The sequence below is a fragment of the Stenotrophomonas sp. NLF4-10 genome (genome assembly GCF_022359915.1).
In the GTDB taxonomy this organism is placed as follows: domain Bacteria; phylum Pseudomonadota; class Gammaproteobacteria; order Xanthomonadales; family Xanthomonadaceae; genus Stenotrophomonas; species Stenotrophomonas daejeonensis.
Map to the genome: position 1 here is coordinate 1,217,043 of NZ_JAKSEE010000003.1, position 23,099 is coordinate 1,240,141.

General features: G+C 64.1%; 23 protein-coding genes. 7 read left to right on the plus strand and 16 right to left on the minus strand.

Going from position 1 to position 23,099, the window contains the following annotated elements:
- Both MIC98_RS05790 and MIC98_RS05795 read right to left on the minus strand, forming a co-directional pair.
- Complete coding sequence (locus MIC98_RS05790; RefSeq protein ID WP_015476708.1) at nt 1–1,293, minus strand: DUF2130 domain-containing protein; 1,293 nt, start codon at nt 1,291–1,293, stop codon at nt 1–3.
- Between the two features lie 28 nt (nt 1,294–1,321).
- Complete coding sequence (locus tag MIC98_RS05795; RefSeq protein WP_015476707.1) at nt 1,322–1,513, minus strand: type II toxin-antitoxin system RelB/DinJ family antitoxin; 192 nt, start codon at nt 1,511–1,513, stop codon at nt 1,322–1,324.
- 382 nt (nt 1,514–1,895) lie between these two features.
- On the opposite strand from MIC98_RS05795, the gene MIC98_RS05800 reads away from it, so the two are divergent.
- From MIC98_RS05800 to MIC98_RS05815, 4 genes are all read left to right on the plus strand, one after another.
- Complete coding sequence (locus MIC98_RS05800) at nt 1,896–2,282, plus strand: ATPase (protein ID WP_239736434.1); 387 nt, start codon at nt 1,896–1,898, stop codon at nt 2,280–2,282.
- A gap of 763 nt (nt 2,283–3,045) precedes the next feature.
- Nucleotides 3,046–3,873 carry a DUF932 domain-containing protein gene (locus MIC98_RS05805; RefSeq protein WP_239736437.1) on the plus strand — a complete coding sequence of 276 codons (828 nt, stop codon included), beginning with the start codon at nt 3,046–3,048 and terminating at the stop codon, nt 3,871–3,873.
- A 79-nt stretch (nt 3,874–3,952) separates the two neighbouring features.
- Nucleotides 3,953–5,995: a ParB/RepB/Spo0J family partition protein gene (locus MIC98_RS05810; RefSeq protein WP_239736439.1), complete on the plus strand. Its 2,043-nt coding sequence runs from the start codon at nt 3,953–3,955 to the stop codon at nt 5,993–5,995.
- A gap of 756 nt (nt 5,996–6,751) precedes the next feature.
- Entirely contained in the window at nt 6,752–7,066 is a 315-nt protein-coding gene (locus MIC98_RS05815) for a DUF736 domain-containing protein (RefSeq protein ID WP_014646114.1), read from the plus strand.
- 70 nt (nt 7,067–7,136) lie between these two features.
- On the opposite strand, the gene MIC98_RS05820 is transcribed toward MIC98_RS05815, so the two are convergent.
- Nucleotides 7,137–7,430, minus strand: a complete 294-nt coding sequence (locus MIC98_RS05820; RefSeq protein ID WP_015476703.1) for a helix-turn-helix transcriptional regulator — start codon at nt 7,428–7,430, stop codon at nt 7,137–7,139.
- A gap of 318 nt (nt 7,431–7,748) precedes the next feature.
- Here MIC98_RS05820 and MIC98_RS05825 point away from each other — a divergent pair, with 318 nt between their 5' ends.
- The gene (locus MIC98_RS05825) at nt 7,749–8,099 is read left to right on the plus strand and encodes a DUF2958 domain-containing protein (RefSeq protein ID WP_015476702.1); all 351 of its coding nucleotides are present in this window, start codon (nt 7,749–7,751) and stop codon (nt 8,097–8,099) included.
- Nucleotides 8,100–8,435: 336 nt separating this feature from the next.
- Here MIC98_RS05825 and MIC98_RS05830 read toward each other — a convergent pair.
- The 13 genes from MIC98_RS05830 to MIC98_RS05890 form a co-directional block, all read right to left on the minus strand.
- A protein-coding gene (locus MIC98_RS05830) for an IS3 family transposase (protein WP_239734866.1) occupies nt 8,436–9,592 on the minus strand; the annotation gives its coding sequence in 2 pieces (ribosomal slippage) (nt 8,436–9,352 and nt 9,352–9,592; 1,158 coding nt in all).
- 9 nt (nt 9,593–9,601) lie between these two features.
- Nucleotides 9,602–10,063, minus strand: coding sequence for a cytochrome C (locus tag MIC98_RS05835; protein ID WP_275584478.1), 462 nt, complete (start codon nt 10,061–10,063; stop codon nt 9,602–9,604).
- Between the two features lie 48 nt (nt 10,064–10,111).
- Nucleotides 10,112–11,311: a lipid A deacylase LpxR family protein gene (locus tag MIC98_RS05840; RefSeq protein WP_041110945.1), complete on the minus strand. Its 1,200-nt coding sequence runs from the start codon at nt 11,309–11,311 to the stop codon at nt 10,112–10,114.
- Nucleotides 11,308–12,174 carry a TIGR00730 family Rossman fold protein gene (locus MIC98_RS05845; RefSeq protein WP_041110943.1) on the minus strand — a complete coding sequence of 289 codons (867 nt, stop codon included), beginning with the start codon at nt 12,172–12,174 and terminating at the stop codon, nt 11,308–11,310. Before MIC98_RS05845 ends, MIC98_RS05840 begins: the two co-directional genes overlap by 4 nt.
- Nucleotides 12,174–13,583 carry an MBL fold metallo-hydrolase gene (locus MIC98_RS05850; protein ID WP_239736443.1) on the minus strand — a complete coding sequence of 470 codons (1,410 nt, stop codon included), beginning with the start codon at nt 13,581–13,583 and terminating at the stop codon, nt 12,174–12,176. Before MIC98_RS05850 ends, MIC98_RS05845 begins: the two co-directional genes overlap by 1 nt.
- Nucleotides 13,584–13,590: 7 nt before the next feature.
- A complete protein-coding gene (locus MIC98_RS05855; protein ID WP_239736446.1) occupies nt 13,591–13,800 on the minus strand; it encodes a DUF2892 domain-containing protein in 210 nt (69 codons plus the stop codon).
- Nucleotides 13,801–13,820: 20 nt separating this feature from the next.
- The gene (locus MIC98_RS05860; protein ID WP_015476687.1) at nt 13,821–15,359 is read right to left on the minus strand and encodes an efflux transporter outer membrane subunit; all 1,539 of its coding nucleotides are present in this window, start codon (nt 15,357–15,359) and stop codon (nt 13,821–13,823) included.
- Nucleotides 15,356–16,474, minus strand: a complete 1,119-nt coding sequence (locus MIC98_RS05865) for an ABC transporter permease (RefSeq protein WP_015476686.1) — start codon at nt 16,472–16,474, stop codon at nt 15,356–15,358. The genes MIC98_RS05860 and MIC98_RS05865 overlap by 4 nt, the downstream gene beginning before the upstream one ends.
- Nucleotides 16,475–16,478: 4 nt before the next feature.
- Nucleotides 16,479–17,648 carry an ABC transporter permease gene (locus MIC98_RS05870; RefSeq protein ID WP_015476685.1) on the minus strand — a complete coding sequence of 390 codons (1,170 nt, stop codon included), beginning with the start codon at nt 17,646–17,648 and terminating at the stop codon, nt 16,479–16,481.
- Nucleotides 17,645–19,417: an ATP-binding cassette domain-containing protein gene (locus MIC98_RS05875; RefSeq protein WP_015476684.1), complete on the minus strand. Its 1,773-nt coding sequence runs from the start codon at nt 19,415–19,417 to the stop codon at nt 17,645–17,647. The genes MIC98_RS05870 and MIC98_RS05875 overlap by 4 nt, the downstream gene beginning before the upstream one ends.
- Before the next feature lies 1 nt (nt 19,418).
- Complete coding sequence (gene hlyD / locus MIC98_RS05880) at nt 19,419–20,459, minus strand: secretion protein HlyD (RefSeq protein WP_041711865.1); 1,041 nt, start codon at nt 20,457–20,459, stop codon at nt 19,419–19,421.
- Nucleotides 20,460–20,486: 27 nt separating this feature from the next.
- Complete coding sequence (locus MIC98_RS05885; protein WP_015476682.1) at nt 20,487–20,906, minus strand: hypothetical protein; 420 nt, start codon at nt 20,904–20,906, stop codon at nt 20,487–20,489.
- A 67-nt stretch (nt 20,907–20,973) separates the two neighbouring features.
- The gene (locus MIC98_RS05890) at nt 20,974–21,582 is read right to left on the minus strand and encodes a TetR/AcrR family transcriptional regulator (RefSeq protein ID WP_015476681.1); all 609 of its coding nucleotides are present in this window, start codon (nt 21,580–21,582) and stop codon (nt 20,974–20,976) included.
- A gap of 212 nt (nt 21,583–21,794) precedes the next feature.
- Here MIC98_RS05890 and MIC98_RS05895 point away from each other — a divergent pair, with 212 nt between their 5' ends.
- Both MIC98_RS05895 and MIC98_RS05900 read left to right on the plus strand, forming a co-directional pair.
- Nucleotides 21,795–22,739, plus strand: a complete 945-nt coding sequence (locus MIC98_RS05895) for a LysR substrate-binding domain-containing protein (protein ID WP_015476680.1) — start codon at nt 21,795–21,797, stop codon at nt 22,737–22,739.
- Entirely contained in the window at nt 22,736–23,014 is a 279-nt protein-coding gene (locus MIC98_RS05900; protein WP_015476679.1) for an EexN family lipoprotein, read from the plus strand. Before MIC98_RS05895 ends, MIC98_RS05900 begins: the two co-directional genes overlap by 4 nt.
- The last annotated feature ends 85 nt before the right edge of the window (nt 23,015–23,099 follow it).

Sequence of the window (23,099 nt, forward strand, 5' to 3'; positions counted from 1 at the left end):
TTAGCTTCCCTGTTCTTCATCATTTGGGCCGGGCAGAGCCACCAGGCTCAGGCCTTCGATTTCCTGCAGTGACTTACCTGCTATGCCTTGCAGATCCCCATACATACCAACAGTGGCGCCCATTACACGCTCGATCTGCTCTTCACGCTTCGCCCATTGTTTCATGATGGCCTTTCGTTCTTTATCCAAGTCTTGCTGCATCGAGGAGAACGCTTCAACGATCGCTTCCACGCGATGACGGAATCGCGGTCCGGTCAGGTACTGATAAACCATTTCGGTCTTGGTTTGCTGCCCCTCGCTGACCTGCCTAGCCATGCTTACCTGAAGCAGAGTGTGGCGGAGTATCGTTGCTACTGGCAGAACCGCCCGTGGACTGGTTACCCAAACACCATCAATAACATCAAAAGTCTCAATGCCTTTTGGCAATACGTGACTCACGAGAACCGACACCTCCGCTTTAGCGGTTCGCTGATCATCGCGCAACTTGGAGAGCCAGCCGTCGCTCCAATTCTTGGTTCGCTTTGACTCCCAGAGTATTTCGCCGCTTGGTTGTCCAGTTTGGCTGATAACACGTTGCAGCACGTCCCCACCGAACTCGCCCTTTGCAACAGGCTCGATAGAGTCAAATGGGAATTTCGCGCGCAGTAGGTTTTCAAGATCCATTTCCTGGACTTCGCCCTGCAGTTGCTGCGAGCCTTGCTCTGCCTTTTGCTTCAATTCCTCGATCTTCTGTTGCATCGACGCGATGGTTTGATCTTTCTCCATTACCTTGAGCTTCAAACCATCTTCGGCCTCTCGCCGTGCCATAGCTCGCACTTCGGTCAAGCCCTCTTGAACACGTTTCTCAACAGTCAATTCCAGTTCGCGTTTAGCATCGTCGAGTTCACGCTGTTTCTTGATCAAGTCAGCCTGCGCCTTTTGGGCTTCGGCCAACTTCTCATCGCGTGACTTCAATACCTCCTGAAGCTCAACTAGCTCACGTGCTTTCGCGTCCAATTCTGCCGCGCTCGCGAGCTTCGCTTTCTTGGCTTCATCGGCTATGACTCGTGCGCGCTCGGTCTTTAGTTGTGCTGCAACCTGATCTGCAATTTGGTCATCGAGCGCGCGTTTTTCCTCGGCAACCTGTTTTTCCTTTTCCCGCAGGCTTTGTTCGCGCTTGGCGAAATCCAAGTCTTTTTGTGCGATTTGTTGTTCGTATTGCTGACGCGTCGCAGCGATAAGCGGAGCTGCGAGAGACTCTGTTAAGCGAATCTCGGTCTTGCAGTTTGGGCAAATGATTGTTGGCTCTGTCATTGCGAGTCCTGAAAGATATTTCGCATACTCATGGAGTCTTGCGCTTCAGCGGAGAAGCGACACGATTCAGATCGAAAGGCAAGGCCTTATCGGTCGCGATGCGTGTTAGCAGCATGCGAATCGCATCCGAAATCGACAGCCCCATTCCGGATAAGACATGGCTGGCTTCCTCCTTGATTTCTTTATCAATTCGGGCGCGAACGACATCACTGCTTGCCATGGACACAGACTCTGGAAAAGTGTAGCCACATCGTAGCCCATTTGTGCCATCGTGTAACCGATCCGCGGGGGCGTCCCGTCGTTCCGCCGTCGGGCTCGCGGGCTGCGCCCCACGCCTCTGCGAGTCGTGGCCATTCGGCTTTGATCCCTAACGCCTTCGGCCCTGGCGGGCCTGCGCGCTCCGCTTGCCTGTCCGCGCCTTCGTTGTGAGGTTGAGGGCGGTCTTGCTGTTCCCTTCACCGTATCACGGCGGTCTCGCCGTCAAGGGCTGCACGCGCCTTGCGCGCTTGCGTCCTGGCGGCCGTCTGCGACCCCTGACTGCTTGCGCTGCGCCGTGCTGGCGACGGTTCCGGGCAATTCCGCCCGTGCAACCGGAGATCGTCATGAACGACAAATCGCACGTTTCGCTTGAACAACACGTTTGCCTTGTCTGCGGTACTCGCTTCGACACCGGCGCCATCCTGCTGGATCGCCGCCTGCGCGCGAGCATGGAGCGTCACACGGCAACCGGCTGGGGCTTGTGCCCCGAGCATCAGAAGCTGTCCGACGACGGCTTTGTCGCGCTGGTCGAGTGCGACCCGCAGCGCAGCGGCTCGCCGGCGGGCGGTGGCCGCGTGAAGCCCGAACAGGCGTACCGGACGGGCCGCCTGGCGCACCTCAAGCGCGAAGCCTTCTCACTGGTGTTCAACGTGCCGATCGCGGCCGACCAGCCGTGCGTCTTCGTCGAACCCGGCGTGATCGAGCAGTTGCAGACGATGACGGCGAACTGATCGCGCCTGGCGCCATCCGGTGCGCTGCCCTGCGGGGCGGCGCACCTTTTTTCTGCTGCGCCCTGGTGCCGATGACTTCGCGCCTGCGGCGCTGCGCGCTGGCGCTTGCACTCCGGGGGAAGTGCCTGCGGCACATCCCCGCCGCGCTTCGCTTGGCGCCCCTGCAACACCGCCGCCCCGGCTGCGCCGGCGCGGCAATACCGATGCCGCAAAGGCTGCTTGTCCACCACAGAAGATCCACGCTGCATCTCCACGACTGCATGGGCGTCCCCGGCCAAGAAGCATGGCCGGTCGCGCTGTCGTGCTTCGCATCGAGCCGCCTGCGGCGTCTCGCCCCCCTTCGGGCTTCCATCGTTCCCTCGCTCCGCTCGGCTGACGCCTTCGGCCCGGCTTCCAGCTTCGGGCCTGCGCGCTTCGCTTGCCGTGCGGTCAGCACATAGGGATGGCCGTTGCCTTGTCCAGCCGTCTCCCCTGACTTCATCACCTTACCCGCGACCGTAGCCCGCTTCCGTGTGCCGTCAAGGCGCGCAGGGCCGTGTCCTCGGCTGCGCCTGCGGGCCGCACCAACCCTGCGCTTGTCTCCTTGACGGCCCCCGTCCGCGCGCTCCTTTGGCCGCGGGCGATGAACTCAGGAAAGACGGTGGCAACAGGGCCAACCGGGTTCCTCGTGCCAACCGCACCGAACAGCCGAAAGGCTGGGCTCCGAATCTAGGAATCCGGTGTGCGGTTTGAACAGCAAACCCTTTTCGTCAGGAGAAATGCAATGCAACTCGCATCCCGATTCGCTTCCCGTTCCCCGTCGCTGCGCAGCGATTACCCGCTGTCCGACGATCAAATCCGCAAGGTCGCGCCATCCATCTTCGCGGACGCCCCCCATGAAAGCCGTTCCGAGCGGTACGCCTATATCCCGACCGCCGCCGTGCTGGCGGAACTGCGCAAGGAAGGGTTTGAACCCTTCATGGCAGCACAGACCCGCGTCCGCCACGACGACCGCCGCGACTACACCAAACACATGCTGCGCCTGCGCCACGCCAGCCAGATCAACGGCGCGGAAGCAAATGAAATCGTGCTTCTCAATTCGCACGACGGCACCAGTTCTTACCAAATGCTCGCGGGCATGTTCCGGTTCGTGTGCAGCAATGGCCTTGTGTGCGGCGACACGGTAGCCGATGTGCGTGTGCCCCACAAAGGCGACGTGGCCGGTTCCGTCATCGAAGGCGCTTACGAAGTCTTGCGCGGCTTCGACCGCGTGCAGGAATCCCGCGATTCCATGCGCGCCATCACCTTGAACGATGGCGAATCCGAAGTGTTCGCCCGCGCCGCGCTGGCCCTCAAGTACGACGACCCCGACAAACCCGCGCCCATCACGGAATCGCAAATCCTGATGCCGCGCCGCTTCGACGACCGCCGCCCGGACTTGTGGAGCGTGTTCAACCGCACGCAAGAGAACCTGACCCAAGGCGGCCTGCGCGGGCGCAGCGCCAACGGACGCCGCCAGCAAACCCGCCCGGTGCAGGGCATCGACCCAAACATCCGCCTCAACCGTGCGCTTTGGCTGCTGGCCGATGGCATGCGCCAGTTGAAAGCCTGAATCCCCACGCGGCAGGGGCAGGCAGCAGCCCTTGCCGCTTCTCTCGCTGCTGCATCCCTAACCGCAAGGAGTTATCACCATGAACGCCGTTACCCAAATCGAAACCCGTGCCATCGAAACCGCCGCGCCGCTGGAAGTGGCCGACCCGACCAAGAACCTGATTTTGGTTCCGCTCTCGCAGTTGCTGCCGCGCCGCTCCAAGCGCAACGCACGCAAGACCCCGCGCTTGTCCATTCCCGAACTGGCCGCGAGCATCGCCCGCATCGGTCTGCTGCAAAACCTCGTTGTCATCCTTGCCGCCGATGGCGAGCAGTACGAAGTGGTGGCCGGCGACCGCCGACTGACCGCCTTGAAGCTGCTTGCGAAGAAAAAGCGCATCGCCGCCGACTACGAAGTGCCTTGCCTGCTGGTGCCGGACGCTTCGGCCCGTACCGTCAGCCTCGCGGAAAACCTGCTGCGCGAGCAGATGCACCCGGCCGACCAGTTCGAGGCGTTCGCCGCACTGGTCAAGGAAGGCCGCCCCATCGAGGACATTGCCGCCGACTTCGGCGTGACCCCGCTGGTGGTGCAGCGGCGCTTGAAGCTGGCCAACGTCTCGCCGCGCCTGCTGGCTGACTACCGGGCCGGGAATGTCACGCTGGAACAGTTGATGGCCCTGACCATCACCGACGACCACCCCGCACAGGAAGCCGCGTTCTACGGTGCGCCGGAATGGCAGCGCGGCGCATCCGCGCTGCGCGAACGCCTGACCGAACGCGAAATCGACGCCACGCATCCGCTGGTGCGCTTCGTCGGGCTGGACGCCTACACGGCGGCGGGTGGCGGCATCCGCCGCGACCTGTTCGCGGAAGGCGATGCCGGAACCTACCTGACCGACGCCGCGCTGCTGGAAACGCTGGTGCGCGGCAAGCTGGATGCGCTGGCCGGGGACGTGCGCGCCGAGGGTTGGGCGTGGGTGGAAGCCGTGCCGCACATGAGCTACGCCGAGCGGCAGGCGTTCCAGAACGCACCGCGCCAGCGCCGCGAACCGAGCGCCCGCGAAGCCCGCCGCATCGCATCGCTGCAAACCCGCCTCGACAAGATCGACGCCGAACTGGAAGACGCCTACGACGCCGAGGACGAGGACAAGACCGAGGCGCTGGAACCGCGCCGCGAACAGGTCGCCGGGGAACTGCAAGCCGTGGAGGAAGCCTTGCAGGGCTACGCCCCGGACGTGTGCGCCGTGGCCGGTGCCATCGTCACGCTCGACCGCGAGGGCGAAGCCGTGATTCATCGCGGGCTGCTGCGCGAAGCCGAAGCCAAGGCGCTGCGCACGCTGGAACGCTTGCGGCAGGGGTTCGGCAACGCGGAGGGCGAAGCCGGGAACGACGACGAAGGCGAGGACGCCGAGCAGCCCAAGGCCGCGATCCTGTCCGACCGGCTGGCGCAGCGCTTGAGCGCGCACCGCACCGCCGCGCTGCAAATTGAAGTGGCCCGGCATCCGCAGGTCGCGCTGGCTGCGCTGGTGCATGGCATGGTGCAGACCGTCCTGCAGGACGGCCACTACCACGACGGCCTGCCGCTCGGCGTGCGCCTCACCGTGAAAGACCGGCTGGAAAGCATGGCCCCGGACTGGCCCGATTCGCTCGCCGCCATAGCCCTGCGCGAATTGCAGCAAGTCGCGGGCGAAGCGTTGCCGCAGGACAGCGCTGAACTGTTCGCCGCGCTGCTGGCGATGGAGCAAGGCGAACTGGTGCGGTTGCTGGCGGTATGCGTGGCGGCGACCGTGGATGTGGTGACGCCCCGCGCCACGGCGCACCAGCCGGGCGCGGAACTAGCGCAGGCCGTGGGGCTGGACATGGCCGCATGGTGGCAGCCCACCGCAGACGGATATTTCCAGCATGTGCCGAAGGCCGTGATTCTGGAAGCCGTGGGCGAGTTCGCGCCGTCGCACGCTACCCGGCTGGCGAAGTTGAAGAAGGCCGACATTGCCAGCGAGGCGGAACGGCTGGCCGAGGGTACGGGCTGGATGCCCGCCGTGTTCAAGAGCGGACACCACACGGAGCCGCAGGAAGGCGCGCAGGACGTGGATGCACCGGAAGATGCCGCCGACGAAGTGGAAGCCCACGCGCTCGCCGCGTGACATAGCAGCATAGCCCCGGCGCACAGCGCCGGGGTTTCACCTCAAACCGGGCGCGGCAGACCTGCCGCGCCCGGTTTCAACGTCCACCGCAAAACCGCCCCGTCGCCGCCTTCGGCCAGGCGGCGACGGGGCGGGCGCGCAACGGCCTTGCGCGCGGTACGGCGATCGGTGCCCGCTGACGCGGGCAAGATTTCGATGGCGCCCCGCCGCAATGGGCGGGGCTTGTGGGGCTACGCCCCGGCTTGCTGCGGCAGGTTGTGCCAAAGCGTGCCGGCCTCGACGCTGGCGGTTCAGAGCAACCACGTCACGAAGGACGGTTCACCGACACGCCGCCCGGTCTTGCCTATGGAACTTCCACACCACGCCTCACGCACGTCACCGCAAGCTGCGGCGGGGGCGTTCTCGCCTGTCGTTGGGGGATTGGCCTTGCCCGCGTCAGGGCGCAAGCCGGTGAAGCCGTCACGCGGGGATGCCGAGTCGGCCATGTCTCCATTCGGGACAGGCGGCCCGTGCGTCCTTGGCTTGTCGTGAATCCTGGCGGGGGCGCGGCTGCGCCTTGGGCTTCATGGCCGCAACCTTCCAGCGAAAACAATTTCCCCGCCGCTGCGCGGCTTCCTCGCGCAGCAAATTCTTTTCGCTTCCAGGTTCTCCACGGTGTTGCGACCGCTGCGCGGTGCGGCCAGCCCATCCCCCGCCGGCCGGATCACAACAAGGACGCACTGGCGCGACCTTGTTCAACCCGAAAGGAGAAACATCATGGCTAACATCGGCACCTTCACCGCAGAGAAAGACGGCTTCACCGGCCAGCTCCGCACCCTGACCCTGAACGTCAAGGTCAAGCTGGTTCCCAACGACAAGGGCGACAGCGAGAACGCCCCCGACTTCCACCTTCAGGCGGCCGGCCACGAGATCGGCGCGGCGTGGAAGAAGACCAGTGAGGCCGGGCGCGAGTACCTGTCCGTGAGCATCGACGACCCTTCGTTCCCGGCGACGGTCTATGCCCGCCTGATCGAGAACGAGGACGGCACGCACGACCTGATCTGGTCGCGCAGCAAGCCCAAGGCAGCCTGACGGCCGCCCACCGCGCCCCGTCCATTGCGGCGGGGCGCCGTGCTGCTGGCGCAGCACGTCACGCACGCGCCTACGGCGTGTCGCGTTCCTTCAACACCGCCTCCAGCTCCTGGCGCACCTGCGCCAGAAGCTGATCGGCCCTGCGCGTGCTGTCGCCGGCATAGGCCAGCGTCAGCAACGTGAGCGGATGCACGTCCATGACCTCGCACAGCTCGGTCAGCTTGTGCATGGTCGGGCTTTTCAGGTCGCGCTCCAGCAAACTCAGGTAGGTACGGCTGGACACGTCGGAGAACGCTTCCTGGCTCAAGCCGCGCGCTTTCCTGACCGTCCGTATTGCCGTCGCCAATGAGTCTTTCGCCGCCACCTATGGTTTTCCTTAGAAAACCAAGATGACAGCCGATTGCGCACTATAGGGCTACAAACTATAGTGCGCATTTGGTGTCGTTGATTTCCGTATTCGTGCCTTTGCAGAAATCCGCATGGGCGGATTCCGACAGAATCTGGGAACCGCATCTGTGTCTTTCCTGGCCTGCGCAATTCCGCTTCCGCGTTTCCGTGCATGTACGGATTCGATGGCTTGCGCCTTCGCGCTTTCCCGCCAAAGCACGCATCCGCTTCGGCGGTTCCGCGCTTCGGTGGAAAATCGTATCCGTGCATCCTCGGATGCGTGGGGATTCGGGCCATGACCCAGCCGCTCGTCACCGCTGAACAGCGGGCGCAACTGCTCGCCGTCGGCGCGGCACGCGCCGCTGGCCGAAGCATCGACCCAATGCCGGCGGTGCGACTGTTCACCCCCGACGCGCACGCCACCTGGCTGCTGGCCGCGCTCGACCCGGCCGATGGCGATACGGCATGGGGGCTGATCGACCTGGGAATAGGCATGCCCGGCCTGGGCCATGTGAAGCTGTCCGATCTGGCGTCCATCGTCGGGCCGCACAAGCAACCTGTGATGCGCGATCGCTACTTCCAGCCCGTGCGGCGGCTGTCGGAGTACCTGCGGCTGGCCGAGGAAAACGGTTCGATCACCGACTGAGCAGTCCCAGCCAACGACGGCGCATTCTGACTATTTCAGTCTTACCCAAGACCTGATTGCTCTGAATCCGCACTCTTGCACCGAAGCGGTGCGCTTCTGATGCAAACAGTCATGATCTATGGCGCGGGCTGCTGCACGGTGCTCCATGCTGCGCACCATTTTTGTGGCGCGCAACCGTCGCATTCAGACGATTTCCGCAATGCCCTGGAGCCAATCGGTCTTGACACCGCAGTTACAGAGTACCCCGATTTCGATGACGACTTGATGGCGACTCGATAGCTCCCGCACAGCGGAATCCGTGGCGACGTTCATGCTGAATGACAGGAGGCTGGGGTTCTACCCCGAAATCACGGACGGTTGTGAAAGAGCTTGGAACTCCCGATCGCGCCTGGCGACTCTTCGCCGCATCCTCGGGTTATGGAACCGCTCGACGTATTCGAACACATCAGTCTTCGCTGCATCGAGTGTCAGGTACTTCGTGCGGTAGATCCGCTCGCGCTTGAGCACGCCGAAAAACCCTTCGCAGGCCGCGTTGTCGCCGCAGTGTCCCACCGCGCTCATCGAACAGACCAGGCCGTTTCTCGACAGATACCGCTGGTAGTCGCCGCTTCGGAATTGACTGCCGCGATCGGAATGCAGGATCACCGGCTCCGCGCCTTGCCGCTGCCATACCGCCATCTGCACCGCCCGGATCACCATGTGCCGGTCCTGCCTGTGGTGCATCGACCAACCCACCACGCGCTGGTCGAACAAATCCAGCACGATGCATAGATACAGCTTGCCTTGTCCTGTTTTGATCTCAGTGATGTCGGTGACCCATTTGGTCTCCGGCTCCAGTGCGGTGAAGTCCCGCTCCAGCAGGTTGCGCACGCCCGGAGGCGTGAGCGCCGGCCGTCCGCGCTGACCGCGCCGCTTCGGGCGCGGCCAGCCCTGCAAACCCTCGGCCGCCATCAGTCGCGCCACGCGGTTCAAGCTGGCCGACTCGCCCTGATCGACCAGGTCTTCGTGCATGCGACCGGCGCCGAGAGTGCCACGGCTGTCCTCGTGCATCTCGCGGATTCGCGCGGCCAGGCGCTGGTTGTCGCGCTGTCGGGCGCTGGGCAGTCGCTGGCTCCAGTCGTAGTAACCGCTGGCCGACACCTTCAGGCAGCGGCACATCAGTCGAACCGGAAACGCGTCGCGGCAACGTTCGATCACCTGATACCTCAGGATGATCCCTTGGCAAAGAACGTCGCCGCTTCTCGCAAAAAATCCCGTTCCTTCCTCACCCGGGCCAGCTCGCGCTTGAGGCGGGCCAGCTCTTCGTCCCGGGGCGTCCCGCTGCCGCCGAAAGCCACCACCCCCTGGCTCTGGGCTTCCCGCTTCCAGCGGGTCAACAGGGTGTCGCGGATCCCCAACTCCCGAGCCACTTGGGCACAGCTCACACCCGGCTGGCTGGCCTGCTCAATAGCACCGCGCTTGAACTCGGCGCTGAACTTCCTTCGCTTCGACATGAACACTCCTCAGGCCTCGATCGGCCTTCTCGTAAGTGTCCGTGAAAACGGGGGTGAACCCCTTTGCTGGGTTTTGGAGAAAGCCGCGATGACTGCTTGGCCGTCATTCCGCTGTGCAGCCTCGCCCATGGCGGTCGCGGCGTCATGAACCTGTCCATCAAGACCCCGAAACTTTCCAGCGTCTGCCCCAAGCCAGGCAAGGATGCGCATCTTTTCCGACATGGGCGGCTCGGCATGCTTGGCAATTCGTGGTGCTAGCTCGGCGACCAGTGGCCAGTCTTCTTTGGAGATCGCGCCCGTGACGACTTGCATGTCGCGCCCGAGTCTTTCCATTATGGTACGAAGCGCCATTGGCTTTGCCGCCTCTACGGACTGCGCACCGAGTGCCGTGGCGAAGGTTGCCAAGAGCACGGACAGCGAGACTGTGAAGAACGATCTGGGTTTCAAGGGCTGGTTCACGAATTTCTCCATTGATGTTGTGACGAATGCTTTGGGTCTAACGAATGGTTGCAGGTGTCCTCAAAATTCCAAGCTCAGCGCGATCGATCCGAATGCGTGATAGCCCGCCTGCTGGTCGAACTCGCGGGTTCTCCAAACGCGCATCACGGCAAGCCGCACGCCACGTCCAGCAACGATCCATTGGCTGCTGATGCCGAGAGCTGCTTGCGCGACCCAAGGCCGCCGGCTGACATGGTGGCTATTCCGGAACATGTTTCCGTCGAGTGAGAAGTCCCAGGCGACGGCTTTACCCTCCAGGTTCAGGAAGACATGTGCCCCAGGTTTGGGCGCCAGGACCGATTGCGGCGTTGTCGTGCGCAGATCGGCAACACCAGAGGGCGGGCGGTTCTCCGCGCCAGGGCGGATCGGATAGCTGCCGAAGTCGTTCGGTATGTTCCAGCCCGCGCGAAACTCCACGCCGGTACTGGCGGCGGTTTCGATGTTTCCGACCCGCAGGGCATAGCTGCCGATCACGTCGCTGCCCCATCCAGGGCGGACCGCACCCTCCGTGTACGGCTTGAACTTGCGTTCCATGGCCATCTGAAATGCCGGCTCGTTGCGCAACTGGTTGTCCCAGCCGCGAAATCGCTCGATGCCACGCACCCGATGCACCAGATCCTGCGACTTCTCTGCCAGCGACCAGGGGCCGATCAAGCCCAGGGTTAGTTCGCGTACGTCCAGCATTTCATAGCTGGCAGCCTGTGGGTGGATTCGGCGATTCCACGCCAGGCTCAGGTAGAGCAGGCCAGCGTACGGCCGATCGTCGGGAATCAGATCGGTGCGCGTCTTGTCCTCGGGTGTGTACATAGACTGGCCAAAGCGAACGACGAGGTTCTGCGATGCCGGTTGGTCGCCGGTATCGCGCCAGAAGCCGGGATCGGCCCAGCCGATGAAGCGGGCGTACAAACCAATCGGCTGTGGCAGGCACTCGGGACGGAGCTCGCCTTGCAGATCACGTGAGACTGCTGTTAGCGCGACACCGTTGGTGTAGTTGCGGTCGGAGCCGGTGAATAGATCGTTCTCCAGGCGCAGGGTGCCACCCCGCCAGCGCAGGGATTGCCCTGGCGAGCAGGAGGGAGGATCTGCAGAGAGCGAGAAGTCGGAACCGAAAGCAGAAATCGGGCTGAACAATGCACCCGCAATCAACAAGGCGGCGCACTGCATCGGCTGCTGCACCTTGTTGCCGCGCAGGCTCCAGTGATACCCGTCGATGCCAATCATGTTGCCCTATCGCCTGCCGCCCTGTTGACGTAGAAGCGTTCGAGGGCACTAACGATTTCCTCGGCTTCGTCTACGCAGGTGAACAAGTCGAGATCGGATGGAGAGACATAGCCTTCGTCGAGCAGAAGATCGAAATCAACTACGCGACGCCAGAATGCACGGCCAACCAGCACCACCGGAATACGCTGCATCTTTCCGGTCTGGATCAAGGTGAGCACCTCGAACAGCTCATCGAGCGTTCCATAGCCACCGGGGAAGGCCACCAAGCCCTTGGCGTGCAACAAGAAGTGCATCTTGCGCAGCGCGAAATAGTGGAATCGGAACGCCAAATTTGGGCACATGTAGGGGTTGGGTGCCTGTTCGTGGGGCAGCGTGATGTTGAGGCCAATCGAACGTGCGCCGACCTCGAAAGCACCGCGGTTGGCGGCCTCCATGATGCCGGGCCCACCCCCGGTGACGACGACGAAATCACGGCGGTTTTGCTGCTGGAAACGCGCCGAAATAAGGCCCGAGAAACGCCTCGCTTGCTCGTAGTGACGTGCCTGTTCGACCCGGCGATTGGCTCGGGCAAGCTCTTGCCTCAGCCCGACATCCTCCGGAGTGACGCGCGCCTGACGCTCCAGCGCGCCAAGACGGGCTTCTGCCGTCTCGGCATCGCTCACGCGTGCGCTGCCGAAGACCACTACCGTCGAGCGAATGCCTTGCTCGTGCAGGATGCGGTCAGGCTTGAGCAGTTCGAGCTGCAGTCGCAGCGGCCGCAGTTCTTCCTGGCCAAGCAGCTCGATGTCTTCGTACGCAAGACGGTACGTTGGCGACTCGCGGATGGCGCGCAGGCGTTCATCGAGATCTTCGGCGGGCTTCATCACTCGTGCGCCAGAAAGTCCGGCCGGCGCAGCGCATGACCATACTCGGGCACCGTGACCTGCCAGCCGAGTTGCTGTTGCAAGAGTTCGGCGAAGGTCTGGGCGGCGGACAGTTCCCCATGCACCACGAAGGTTTGCGCCGGGGGGTGAATAAAACCCCGAGCCCAATCCAGCAACGCCTTTTGGTCGGCATGCGCCGAGAGGCCATCCACGCTGTGGATCGCAGCACGTACCGGAATGTCCTCACCGAAGATGCGCACGCGTTCGGCCCCCTCGATCAGGCGCCGGCCAAGCGTCCCCTGCGCCTGGAAACCGGGAAACAAGATGCTGCATTCGCGGCGTGGCAAGTTGTGCCGCAGGTGGTGCCGGATGCGTCCCGCATCGCACATGCCGCTGGCAGAAATGATGATGGCCCCGGAGCGGATCCGGTTCAGCGCCATGGACTCCTCAGCGCTCGCTGTGAAATTCAGGTATGGGAGGTTCTCGCCGCGCGCGTGCCAGCCGGCCAACCGCTTCGCCTGTTCGTCGAACAATTCGAGATGCTCGCGCGTGATGCGCGTGGCCTGCGTGGCCATCGGCGAATCGACGAATACCTTCGGTTGCCGCAGCCGCCCCTCGCAGGTGAGTCGGTGCAGGTGATAAAGGATTTCCTGGGTTCGGCCGACCGCGAAGGCCGGCACGATGACATTGCCGCCGCGTTCGAACAATGTCTTTTCGACGATGCCGATCATTTCCTCTTCGGTCGCCGAGAAATCCTTGTGCTGGCGGTTGCCGTAGGTGGACTCGATGACGAGGATGTCGGAGTGCTCGATGGTTGTCGGGTCGCGCAGTATCGGGCGCCCCGGCTGGCCGAGGTCGCCACTGAAAACGAGCTTTGTCGGGTCGCCATGTTCGGTGACCCAGACCTCGATGATGGCCGACCCAAGAATGTGCCCGGCATCGCGGAATCGGGCGCGCACCCCGACGCGGGGCGCGAACTCCCGGTCGTATTCGATGCCTCGCACCTGCTGCAAGCAGTCGCTGGCATCCTGCAGCGTATACAGCGGCGGCAGTGCGTCCTTTCCGCGGAGTCGCTGCGCATTGCGTTTTGCATCGCTCTCCTGGATGTGGGCACTGTCGGGCAGCATCACGCCCAGCAGATCAACCGTGGCGGGAGTGGCGTAGATGGCCCCCTTGAACCCGGCGCGCGTGAGTTTGGGCAATAGCCCACTATGGTCGATATGGGCATGGGTCAGGAGCACGAAATCAATCGACGCCGGGTCGAACGGGAATGGCCCATGGTTGCGCGCCGCCGCCGTGCGGCCGCCCTGAACCATGCCGCAATCCACCAGGAAGCGTACGTTGAGCGCTTCCACCAAGAAACACGACCCGGTGACTTCGCGCGCAGCGCCCAGAAAATGCAGTTTCATGGGATGCTCACTCCGGTTTTTTCTCTTGTATCGGGCAAGTGCTCAGGCCAAGCAGACGGTAGCCCGGACAGCGGCCAGCCAGGCCGGTGATGAGCGGCATGAATCCAATGAGTCCCAGCCAACGCCAGGATGAATCCAGCCACAGCGGGAGGCTGAGCAGAACCAGTCCGACGACGATGCGGACAATGCGGTCGAGACTTCCAACGTTGATTTGCATGACGGTCTCCTTGTGTTGAGTCAACGGCTTGAAAACGCGACGGTGGCGGCAGCGCCCCGCTGCGGATGGGTTGCGGTCGATGCCGTCGTGGATACGTCCCAGCCGCCACCAAGGGCCTTGTACAGCGCCACCAGTTGCACGGCGGCGTTGGTATGCGCGCGTGCGGCTGCGGTTTCGGCCTCGTGCAGGCTGCGCTGGGCAGCCAGCAGTTCGACCAGCGCAATGTCGCCTGCCGCATAGCGCGCCTTGGCGTGGCCGTAGCTGGTGCGCGCGGCATCCAGTGCCATACCGCGGCGCTCAAGCGTGTCTAGCCCGCCGTGGTAGTCGCCCAGCGCGCGCTCGGCGTCGCCCAGCGCCGTCAGCACCGCCTGCTCATAGGCCAGCGCGGCCTGCCGCTCGGCCGCCTCGCGTGCCCGAATTTCGGCGCGCACACGGCCGCCGTCGAACAGGCGCCAGGAAATCAGCGGCAGGATGGAAAAACGCGAGCTGGATGCATCGAACCAATCGCCCGTGCTGAGCGCTTGGAACCCGCCGCCGATACCGATGGAGAGTTTGGGGAACAGTTCGGCCGTGGCCACGCCGATGTCGGCGGAACTCGCTGCCAGGCGACGTTCCGCAGCCAGCACGTCCGGGCGCCGGCGCAGCATCTCTGCGCGCTCGCCCACCGGCAGCGCCCGCAGCGTGCTCGGCGTCAAGGGGCCATCCAGCAGTGCCAGCTCCCGCTCCGGCGGCGCGCCCAGCAGCACGCCCAGGCCGAGCACTGCGGCGCGCTGACGCACCTGGATATCCGGGATGAGCGCGTTGACTGCTGTCCATTGGGCGTACGCCGCCTCCACGTCGGCGGCCGACGCGTCGCCCAGCGCATGCCGCAGGCGCACCAATTCCAAGGTTTGCTGCAGCGTATCCAGTGTGGCCTGTTGTGCGTGCAACTCGTAGCGGGCGCCGACGGCGGTGAACCAGGTGCGCGCGACCTCGGCCACGATGCGCATGCGTACTCCCTGTGCATCGGCTTCGGTCGCCTGCAGGCGAGCGCTGGCGCCCTCCAGGGCGCGCCGCCTGGCCCCGAACAAGTCGGCCTCCCAGGCCGCGTCGAAGCCCGCGTCGTAGATGGTCTGCGTGGCGTCAAGACCGGGGATGGAGCCTACGGGCAGGGGTCCGTTCTCGCTTTGACGGCGCCGGTTGACGCTCGCGCCAGCGGCGGCGGTGGGCAATGCCTCGCCGGCCACACGATCGCGCAGGGCGCGTGCCTCATCGATGCGTGCCGCAGCCTGGCGCAGATCCAGGTTCTGTGCCAGCGCCGTGGCCATCAGGCGATCGAGGATGGGATCGTCCAGTGCAGACCACCATTGGCTCAAGTCTGTGGACTGGGATTCGCTTGCCAACGGCAAGCTCCAGCCGCTGCCGACGTCGACCGGCGGCGGCTCGCGGTAGTCAGGGCCCACGCTTGCGCAGGCGGTCAGCAGCACGCAGGACAAGGCCAGCGCGAGCGGACGCGCGCGCCCAGGGGTCAGGCCGGTGATGGTTGCGCGAAGAAAGGGAGTGCAGGGCTTGGATTTCATTGCAGGCGTCCTCGGACGAATACGGTGGCCATCGTCAGCGTGGCTAGGGCGATGACCGCCAGCGGCCACAGGCTGGCGAGAATGTCGCCGGGCGGCATGGCCTTGAGAAAGCTGCCTTCGACGATGATGAGGAAGTGGGTCAGCGGAATGGCCTGGGCCAGCCATTGCAGGACGACGGGCATGTTTTCAACCGGCGTGGCGAAACCGGACATCAGAACCGCCGGCACGCCGATGGCGAACGCCCCCAGGATGGCCTGCTGCTGCGTCATGCTGACCGCGGAAATCATCAGACCGATGCCGACCACCGACAGGATGAACAGCACCAGACTAGCGAGCAGGAGCGCAAACGAGCCCGTAAACGGGATGCCGAACAGGAATACGCCCGCGCTGATCATGAACAGGCCCAGCGCGGTGCCAATTGCGAGTGCCGGCAGTGACTTGGAAATGATGATCTCGGGCGTCGAGGTGGGCGATACCAGCAACTGGTCGAAGGTGCCGAGTTCACGTTCGCGCGCGATCGACAGCGAGGTGATGAGCAGCGCGCTGAACAGCGCCAGGATGCCCGTGAGGCCGGGCACGATGAACCAGCGGTAGACCAGATTCGGGTTGAACCAGTGGCGCACGACCACGGGCGTTGGTGCCTGGGCGTCGGGAACGACCTCGGCGCCGACATCGGCGGCGATGGTGGACAGATAGGCCACGGTGATCTGCCCGGAGTTGCTGCGCCGGCCATCGACCAGTACCTGCGCGCGGCCACTTTCGCCGGCGGCGATGGAGCGCGAGAAATCCACGGGAATGGCGAGCGCGGCGATCACCTCGCCACGGTCGATCAGCTCGTGGAGCTGCTGCTGGCTGTCGACATGCCGCACGCGGGTGATGAAGCGGGCGCTGTCCAGGCGCTGTACCAACTCGTGCGACCACCGCCCCGCATCCTGATCGTAGACGGCGATATCGACGTTGCGCACTTCCAGCGTCGCGGCAAAGGCGAACACCAGCAACTGCAGGATCGGCGGCACGAACACCACCATGCGGCTGCGCGGGTCACGCAGGACGCTGAGCACTTCCTTGATGAACTGGGCGCGCAGGCGGGTGAACGAGAATGCGGAAGTCAACATCGCGTCACTCCAGGTTCTTGCGCGTGGCGCGCTTGGCGATCACGAAGAACAGCACCCCGATCGCCGCCATGGCGGCGAGGTTGGGCAGGAACAGGGCCCAGATGTCGCCGGCCAGGAACACCGTCTTCAGCGAATCGACGAAGTAGCGCGCCGGAACCACCAAGGTGATGGCGCGGATCGGTGCCGGCATGGCGTCGATCTCGTACAGAAAGCCCGACAACATGAAGGCCGGCAGGAAGCCCGTGAACAGCGCGATCTGCGCGGCCAGGAACTGGTTACGTGCCAGCGACGAGATCAGCAGACCCTGACCCAGCGCCGGCACCATGAACACCGCCGACAAGAGCAACAGGGACAGCAAGGAGCCGCGCATCGGGACGCCGAACACGAACACCGCCAGCGCCGCTGCGCCCAGCGTGGACAGCATGCCGAGCGCGAAGTACGGCAGCAGCTTGCCGACCAGGATTTCAGCCACCGAGGCCGGCGTGGACAGCACTGCCTCCATGGTGCCGCGCTCCCATTCACGCGCCACCACCAGTGCAGTCAGCATGGTGCCGATGATGGTCATGACGATGGCGATGGCGCCGGGAATCAGTGCGCGTCGGCTTTCCAGCTCGGGGTTGAACCAGTAGCGCGGCTCCAGCATGACGGACTGCGCTGGTGCTCCGACGTCCAGCCCGGCACGCCACGACTGGACCACGCCACGGGCGTAGTTCTCGACGTAGTTGGCGGTATTGGGGTAGGAGCCATCGGTGACGATCTGCACCAGCGGCTCGCTGCCACGGAGGGCCAGGCGCTGCTCGAAATCCTGCGGGATCACCACGTAGCCGCGCAGGTCGCCTGAGACCAGTTGGTCGGCCACTTCGCGTCGGTCATGAGCGAAGTGCGTATCCAGGAAGCGGGTGCCCGAAAACGCTGCGGCCAGCGACTGTGCCGATGCGCCGGGCGACTCCAGGACCACGCCGACACGGACATCCTTCGCATCCAGCGACACCGCATAGGCGAACAGCAGCAGCAATACCACCGGCAGCACGAACGCGATCAGCAGCGTCGAGGGATCGCGCAGCGCCTGGTAGCTTTCCTTGGTGACCAGGGCGATGAGGCGTCGCAGGTCAAAGCGGCGCAAGTCGGCCTGCATCGAACCACCCGCGTCCTTGTGAGGTGCAGCGGCGCTCATATGGCGGCCTCCATTTCGCGGTCAGCGGACTCCACCAGGTGAATGAAGGCGTCCTCCATCGTCGGGTCGGGTCGTTCGGGGCTGATCGCCGAACGTTTGAGTGCGTCCGGCGTATCCAGCGCAATCAGTTGCGCACGCGACAGCATGGCGACGCGGTCGCAGTACTCGGCCTCGTCCATGAAGTGGGTGGTGACCATGATGGTCACGCCCTTGCGCGCCAGGCCGTTGATGTGGGTCCAGAATTCGCGCCGGGTAATGGGGTCCACGCCCGACGTGGGCTCATCCAGGAACAGCACGGGCGGCCGGTGCATGAGCGAACAGGCCAAGGCCAGGCGCTGCTTGTGTCCCAGCGGCAGGGAATCAGGCGTGGCGGACAGCCAGTCGCCCAGATCGAAGGTGGCGATCATTTCCTCGATGCGCTCGCGCCGGGTGTTGCCTTCCAGCCCGTAGACGCCGGCCGAGAACTCCAGGTTCTGCTGCACCGAGAGCAGGCCGTAGAGCGAAAACTTCTGCGCCATGTAGCCGAGCCGGCTCTTGGCTGCGCCGGTGGCGCGGCGCAGATCATGGCCAACCACATGCGCTTCGCCAGCAGTGGGTTTCAACAGGCCGCACAGCATCTTGAAGGTGGTGGACTTGCCGGCACCGTTGGGGCCGAGCAGGCCGAAGATTTCGCCCTTTTGCACCTCGAAGCTGACGTTGTCGGTGGCGGTGAACTCGCCGAAGCGCTTGGTGAGGTTTCGGCACGACACGGCAATGTCGAAACCCAGCTCAACCGGCGGCAGACGCTCGGCCAGCGTCGACGTGCCGCCGGGGCCGCCACCGAGCAGATCGATGAAGGCGTCTTCGAAGCGCGCAGGCACCTGCGCCAGCCGCACCTGCGCCTGATCGGACAGGGCCTGGAGCTGCCCTGCGTCCGCGCCCTCGCGCAACACCACGCGCACGCCGGCGCCTTGGATCACGCCATCGCTCACGGTGGGTAGGTCGAGTGCCTGGGTCAGGACCGCTCGGCGCTCGGCACCGACGTCTTCCAGACGGAAACTGCGGCCTTCGAGCTGCGCGGTGAGTTGCTGCGGCGGGCCAGCGAACAGGAGCTGTCCCTGGTTCAGCAACAGCACGCTCTCGCAGCGCTCGGCTTCGTCGAGATAGGCGGTGGACCAGACCACGGCCATGCCCTCGTCGGTCAGCGCCTGCACCATGCGCCACAAATCCTGGCGGCTTACCGGGTCGACACCCACGCCCGGCTCGTCCAGCAGCAGCACCTTGGGCCGCGCCATGAGCGCACAGGCAAGGCCCAGCTTCTGCTTCATACCGCCGGAAAGCTTGCCGGCCAAGCGCTTGGTGAAGGGTCCGAGCCGCGTGAAGTCCAGCAGCTCGGCAAACAGATCGGCGTTGCGGTCCGCATCCATGCCGCGCAACTGCGCATACAGGCGCATGTTCTCCATCACCGACAGGTCTTCGTACAGGCCAAAGCGTTGCGGCATGTAGCCGCTGGCGACGTGGATGGCGTCGTTGTCCTTGACCACGTCATAGCCTGCCAAGGTGACGTGGCCGGCGTTCGGCACCAGGAGGCCGGTCAGAATCCGCATCAGCGTCGTCTTGCCAGCGCCGTCGGGGCCGACCAGACCCGTCAGCCGCCCATAGTGGATGCGCGCACTCAAGCCCCGCAGCGCCTTTACGTCGCCGAAATGCTTGTCCACGTCTTCGATGACGACGGCAGCGGCAGCGACATCCGCGCTTGCGCTTGTCGGCGTGGCGGCGTTCGCCTGCATCTTAACGTTCCCCCACGCGCCCGCTGAGGCCTGGTTTGGCATCGACCGATATCGTCACCGGCATGCCCTGCCGCAAGGCACTGTCGCTGTCGGCTTCGTCGATGACGATGCGCAGGCGGTACACCAGATCCGTGCGCAAATCCGTCGTTTCCACCGTCTTGGGGGTGAACTCGGCGCGTGGCGAGATGAAGCCGATCTGGCCGCGATAGACCTTCTCTGATGAATCGCTTTTGACGCGTACCACAGTACCGGGCGCGATGCGTCCCAAGTCCGACTCGCCCACGTAGGCGCGCACGTAAACTGGCTTGTCCAGGCTCAGGCTGTAGACCGCGCTCTGGCTTGCAACCATGCTGCCGGGCTCGCGCACCCGTGCGATGACGGTTCCGCTACTGGGCGCCATCAACTCGGTGTCCGCCAAGGCTGTCGTGGCTTGCGCTGCGGCGGCCTGTGCGGCCGCAAGGCGAGCTTCTGCCGCGGCGATGTCTTCCTTGCGGAAACCTTCGGATGCTTGCGACAGGGCCGCCTTCGCTGCTTCGACGCCAGCGGCTGCCTGGTCTCGCGCCGTGCGGGCGGCATCGACCGTACGCTGGCTGCTGGCGCCCGATGCCAGCAGGCCACTCTGGCGTTTGAAATTGCGCTCGGTTTCGGTGGCGAGCGCCTGGGCCTGCCTGAGGGCCTCGCGCGCCTGGGTGATTTCCTGCGGTCGCAGACCGCGGCGAAGCTTGGCCAGTTCCGCCTGCGCCACTTGCACCTGGGCCTGCGCTGCCGCAAGGGCTTCCCGATACGGCTGCGCGTCGAGCGTCGCCAGCCGCGCACCGGCACTGACGGCATCGCCCTCATCGAAAGCCATTTGCATCACGCGCCCGGGCTGACGGAAGGCCAGTTGCACCTCGCGGATGTCGACGTTGCCGTAGAGGCGCAATGCATCTTGTTGTCCATGGTCGCGCGACAGCCAGAACGCCAGTGCGCCGCCAAGAGCGAGCACGACAACGGCGATCACGACCCAACGGGTTTTTCTGGAAAGGAGGTTTGGAGTTTTCATCGATGGGTTTCCGCTGGATAAAGGTGCTCAGTGCTCGCGTGCGACCGGCGCATTCGCCGCTGACCGGCGCCAGGCTATGGCCGCTATGCCAGCCCACACCAACGTGCGCAGCGTCATGGCGACCACCGTGCGCCGCTCCCAGGCGCCACCCAGAGCCACATGCACTCCGAAAGCCAGGAACACGAGCGCGGTCGCCACCGTGATGACAATCGCCAACCACGCGGCCCAGCGCCGGCGCATCCACAAGCCGACGCCGGCGACGATGTAGGCGAACCCGGCAAGAAAATTGAACCAGAGCACGAAAGGCACATAGTGGCCGGCGGCTTGGCGCGCGGCGCCGTCGACAAACAGGACTGCGCCGCCTTCCCTGATAGTCATCAGGCCAAAACCGATCGCAATCAAGGAGACCACGCGCATCCAGATCGCGCGTTCGCTGTGTGCCGTCATGTTCGTTGCTCCCGATTTGTGGAAGGGTTTGGAGGTCGCAGTCGCGCTTGCGGAGAAGACAGGTGTTTCATGTGTTGCTTTCGATGCCACGGCGATAGATGGCAAACACGGCTGGTGCGTCACGGCGGATGCGACAGACCTTGCCCGCCAACAGCGACTGCATGACCAGTCCCTGGATCGTGCCGATGAACAACACGGCGGCGGCATCCACATCCAGTCCCGCATCCAGTTCGCCCTGCGCCTTGCCGGCTTCGAGCAGGCGATGCAACCGCTCGCCGTAGTGCTGAATCAAGGTCTGCACCATTCGCTTGGGCAGGGTCTCTCCAGGTCGCTGCAATTCGCCGAAGAGCATCCTCGGCACACCCGGGTGCTCGGACACGAAGTCGATATGCGTCATGAAGACCGCCTCAAGGGCTGCGACCGGAGACGTAGTGCCTTCTGCTGCCTTGTCCACCCGAGCCAGCAGGCGTTCCGTGACCCAGGACATCACCGCCTGCAGGATGGCGTCCTTGGTCGGGAAGTGACGAAACAGCGCCCCCTGGGTCAGCCCCATACGCTGTGCGATGGCTGTGGTCGTGATGTCGCTGGGGTTCTGCTCGGCGGCCAAGTCGACCACCGCCTCGACTGTGGCCGCGCGCCGCTCATCGGCCGGTAGATGCTTGGAGTGTCCACTCATTGCTTGCGCCTTCGAAAGTGAGTAATCTATTACTATCTTAGCACCATGCAAGCTTGCCGCAAGAGGGGAAGCGCGAAAAGGAGGCCGCAATGGACAACAGAACCGTGATCTCAGACGACGGGCAACGGTCGATTTCGGGCAGACGCAAACGTCGCTCTCCGCGCCTCATTGGCGGAGGGGAGCCGGTTCATCACAAGTCCGGCGGGGTGTAAATGGAGCTGCGCCATCTTCGGTGCTTCGTCGCCGTCGCCGAAGAACTCCACTTCGCGCGCGCCGCCGAGCGGCTGCACATCGAGCAGTCGCCGCTGTCGCGGGCCATCAAGGAACTGGAAGAAGAACTCGGCGTGATGCTGTTTGCCCGCACCACGCGCAGTACGCGGCTGACCCATGCCGGAACATTGTTCTTGGAACATGTGCGTCGTGTGTTTGCTGCCTTGGAGCAAGCGCGAGAGAGCGTGAAAGCAGCGGCAAACGGTTTTCACGGGCAGTTGCGCGTGGCCTTGTCGGACGGCATCACGCCGTCGCGCCTGCCGACCTTACTGGCGTTGTGTCGCCAGGAAGAACCCGAGGTCGAGATCCGCTTTTTCGAGGTGTCACTATCGCAGCAGATCAAAGGGCTGCATGATGATCTGTACGACGTGGGGTTTGCCCAATCCGACGAGGTGGGCGACGGCATAGTCACTTTGCCCGCTTGGAGCGATGCACTCATGGTGGCAGTGCCGGCCCGGCATCCACTGCTGGCCCACAAGCGTATTCCCTTGGACGAGTTGCTGCGCTACCCGCTGGTCTTGTGCGATCCGCAAGTGTGTGAGGGCCACGCCAAGCACGTTGAACGAGTGCTGCGTCGTGCTGACATGGAACCGCTGATCGCAGAACGGGTTGCCACGTGCGATCTGATGATGGCACTGGTATCGGCCGGCTTCGCGCTTGGACTAGCGGGCGCTGCACACATTGCCGCCAGCCGTGAACCGGGCGTCGTAGCTCGGCCGCTGGCGTCGCGAGTGCCGCCACTGACGACCTACTTGCTCCGTCTCGACGGCGATCCGTCTGACGAACTGACACGTTTTATTGAGCGCGTGCAGACCATCGAGTCGCAGGAAACTCCCAGGGCCATACGAGGCCGCAACCCTGATCCCCCGGAGGAATTGATGCCATGAAGAAGATCATCCCATTCTTGTTGACGGCCATTCTGACCGCCTGCGGCCAGTCCGAAACGCCTCAGAATGCCAACACGTCGGAAGCGAATATCCCGACGGTGGAAGAACTGGCGGCCAATCCCGAACGACTCAAGGAACTGCGCCAGCAGTGCAAAACCGACCGCCCGAAGCTCGGCGACGTGTTGTGCAACCGGGTGGCCGAAGCCACGCGCAAGCGGTTCTATGGCGATGGCGAAACCCCTTACACGCCGCCGAAGGAACCGCCCAAGTTCTGATTGTTGGCAGATAGCCGCATCGCCTTCATTTTTCTGCTCGATACGCCGCAATGCGCCTGCGCTTGCGGCGTTTTGCTTTGGTTCG

Coding starts and splice junctions, on each gene's coding strand:
- MIC98_RS05840 (WP_041110945.1), bottom strand. CDS start 11,311: ATGATTGGCATCGACGGGTATCACTGGAGCCTGCGCGGCAACAAGGTG.
- MIC98_RS05790 (WP_015476708.1), bottom strand. CDS start 1,293: ATGACAGAGCCAACAATCATTTGCCCAAACTGCAAGACCGAGATTCGC.
- MIC98_RS05815 (WP_014646114.1), top strand. CDS start 6,752: ATGGCTAACATCGGCACCTTCACCGCAGAGAAAGACGGCTTCACCGGC.
- MIC98_RS05875 (WP_015476684.1), bottom strand. CDS start 19,417: ATGCAGGCGAACGCCGCCACGCCGACAAGCGCAAGCGCGGATGTCGCT.
- MIC98_RS05890 (WP_015476681.1), bottom strand. CDS start 21,582: ATGAGTGGACACTCCAAGCATCTACCGGCCGATGAGCGGCGCGCGGCC.
- MIC98_RS05860 (WP_015476687.1), bottom strand. CDS start 15,359: ATGAAATCCAAGCCCTGCACTCCCTTTCTTCGCGCAACCATCACCGGC.
- MIC98_RS05805 (WP_239736437.1), top strand. CDS start 3,046: ATGCAACTCGCATCCCGATTCGCTTCCCGTTCCCCGTCGCTGCGCAGC.
- MIC98_RS05870 (WP_015476685.1), bottom strand. CDS start 17,648: ATGAGCGCCGCTGCACCTCACAAGGACGCGGGTGGTTCGATGCAGGCC.
- MIC98_RS05865 (WP_015476686.1), bottom strand. CDS start 16,474: ATGTTGACTTCCGCATTCTCGTTCACCCGCCTGCGCGCCCAGTTCATC.
- MIC98_RS05900 (WP_015476679.1), top strand. CDS start 22,736: ATGAAGAAGATCATCCCATTCTTGTTGACGGCCATTCTGACCGCCTGC.
- MIC98_RS05810 (WP_239736439.1), top strand. CDS start 3,953: ATGAACGCCGTTACCCAAATCGAAACCCGTGCCATCGAAACCGCCGCG.
- MIC98_RS05895 (WP_015476680.1), top strand. CDS start 21,795: ATGGAGCTGCGCCATCTTCGGTGCTTCGTCGCCGTCGCCGAAGAACTC.
- MIC98_RS05845 (WP_041110943.1), bottom strand. CDS start 12,174: ATGAAGCCCGCCGAAGATCTCGATGAACGCCTGCGCGCCATCCGCGAG.
- MIC98_RS05800 (WP_239736434.1), top strand. CDS start 1,896: ATGAACGACAAATCGCACGTTTCGCTTGAACAACACGTTTGCCTTGTC.
- MIC98_RS05825 (WP_015476702.1), top strand. CDS start 7,749: ATGACCCAGCCGCTCGTCACCGCTGAACAGCGGGCGCAACTGCTCGCC.
- MIC98_RS05835 (WP_275584478.1), bottom strand. CDS start 10,063: ATGGAGAAATTCGTGAACCAGCCCTTGAAACCCAGATCGTTCTTCACA.
- MIC98_RS05855 (WP_239736446.1), bottom strand. CDS start 13,800: ATGCAAATCAACGTTGGAAGTCTCGACCGCATTGTCCGCATCGTCGTC.
- MIC98_RS05885 (WP_015476682.1), bottom strand. CDS start 20,906: ATGACGGCACACAGCGAACGCGCGATCTGGATGCGCGTGGTCTCCTTG.
- MIC98_RS05795 (WP_015476707.1), bottom strand. CDS start 1,513: ATGGCAAGCAGTGATGTCGTTCGCGCCCGAATTGATAAAGAAATCAAG.
- MIC98_RS05850 (WP_239736443.1), bottom strand. CDS start 13,583: ATGAAACTGCATTTTCTGGGCGCTGCGCGCGAAGTCACCGGGTCGTGT.
- hlyD (WP_041711865.1), bottom strand. CDS start 20,459: ATGAAAACTCCAAACCTCCTTTCCAGAAAAACCCGTTGGGTCGTGATC.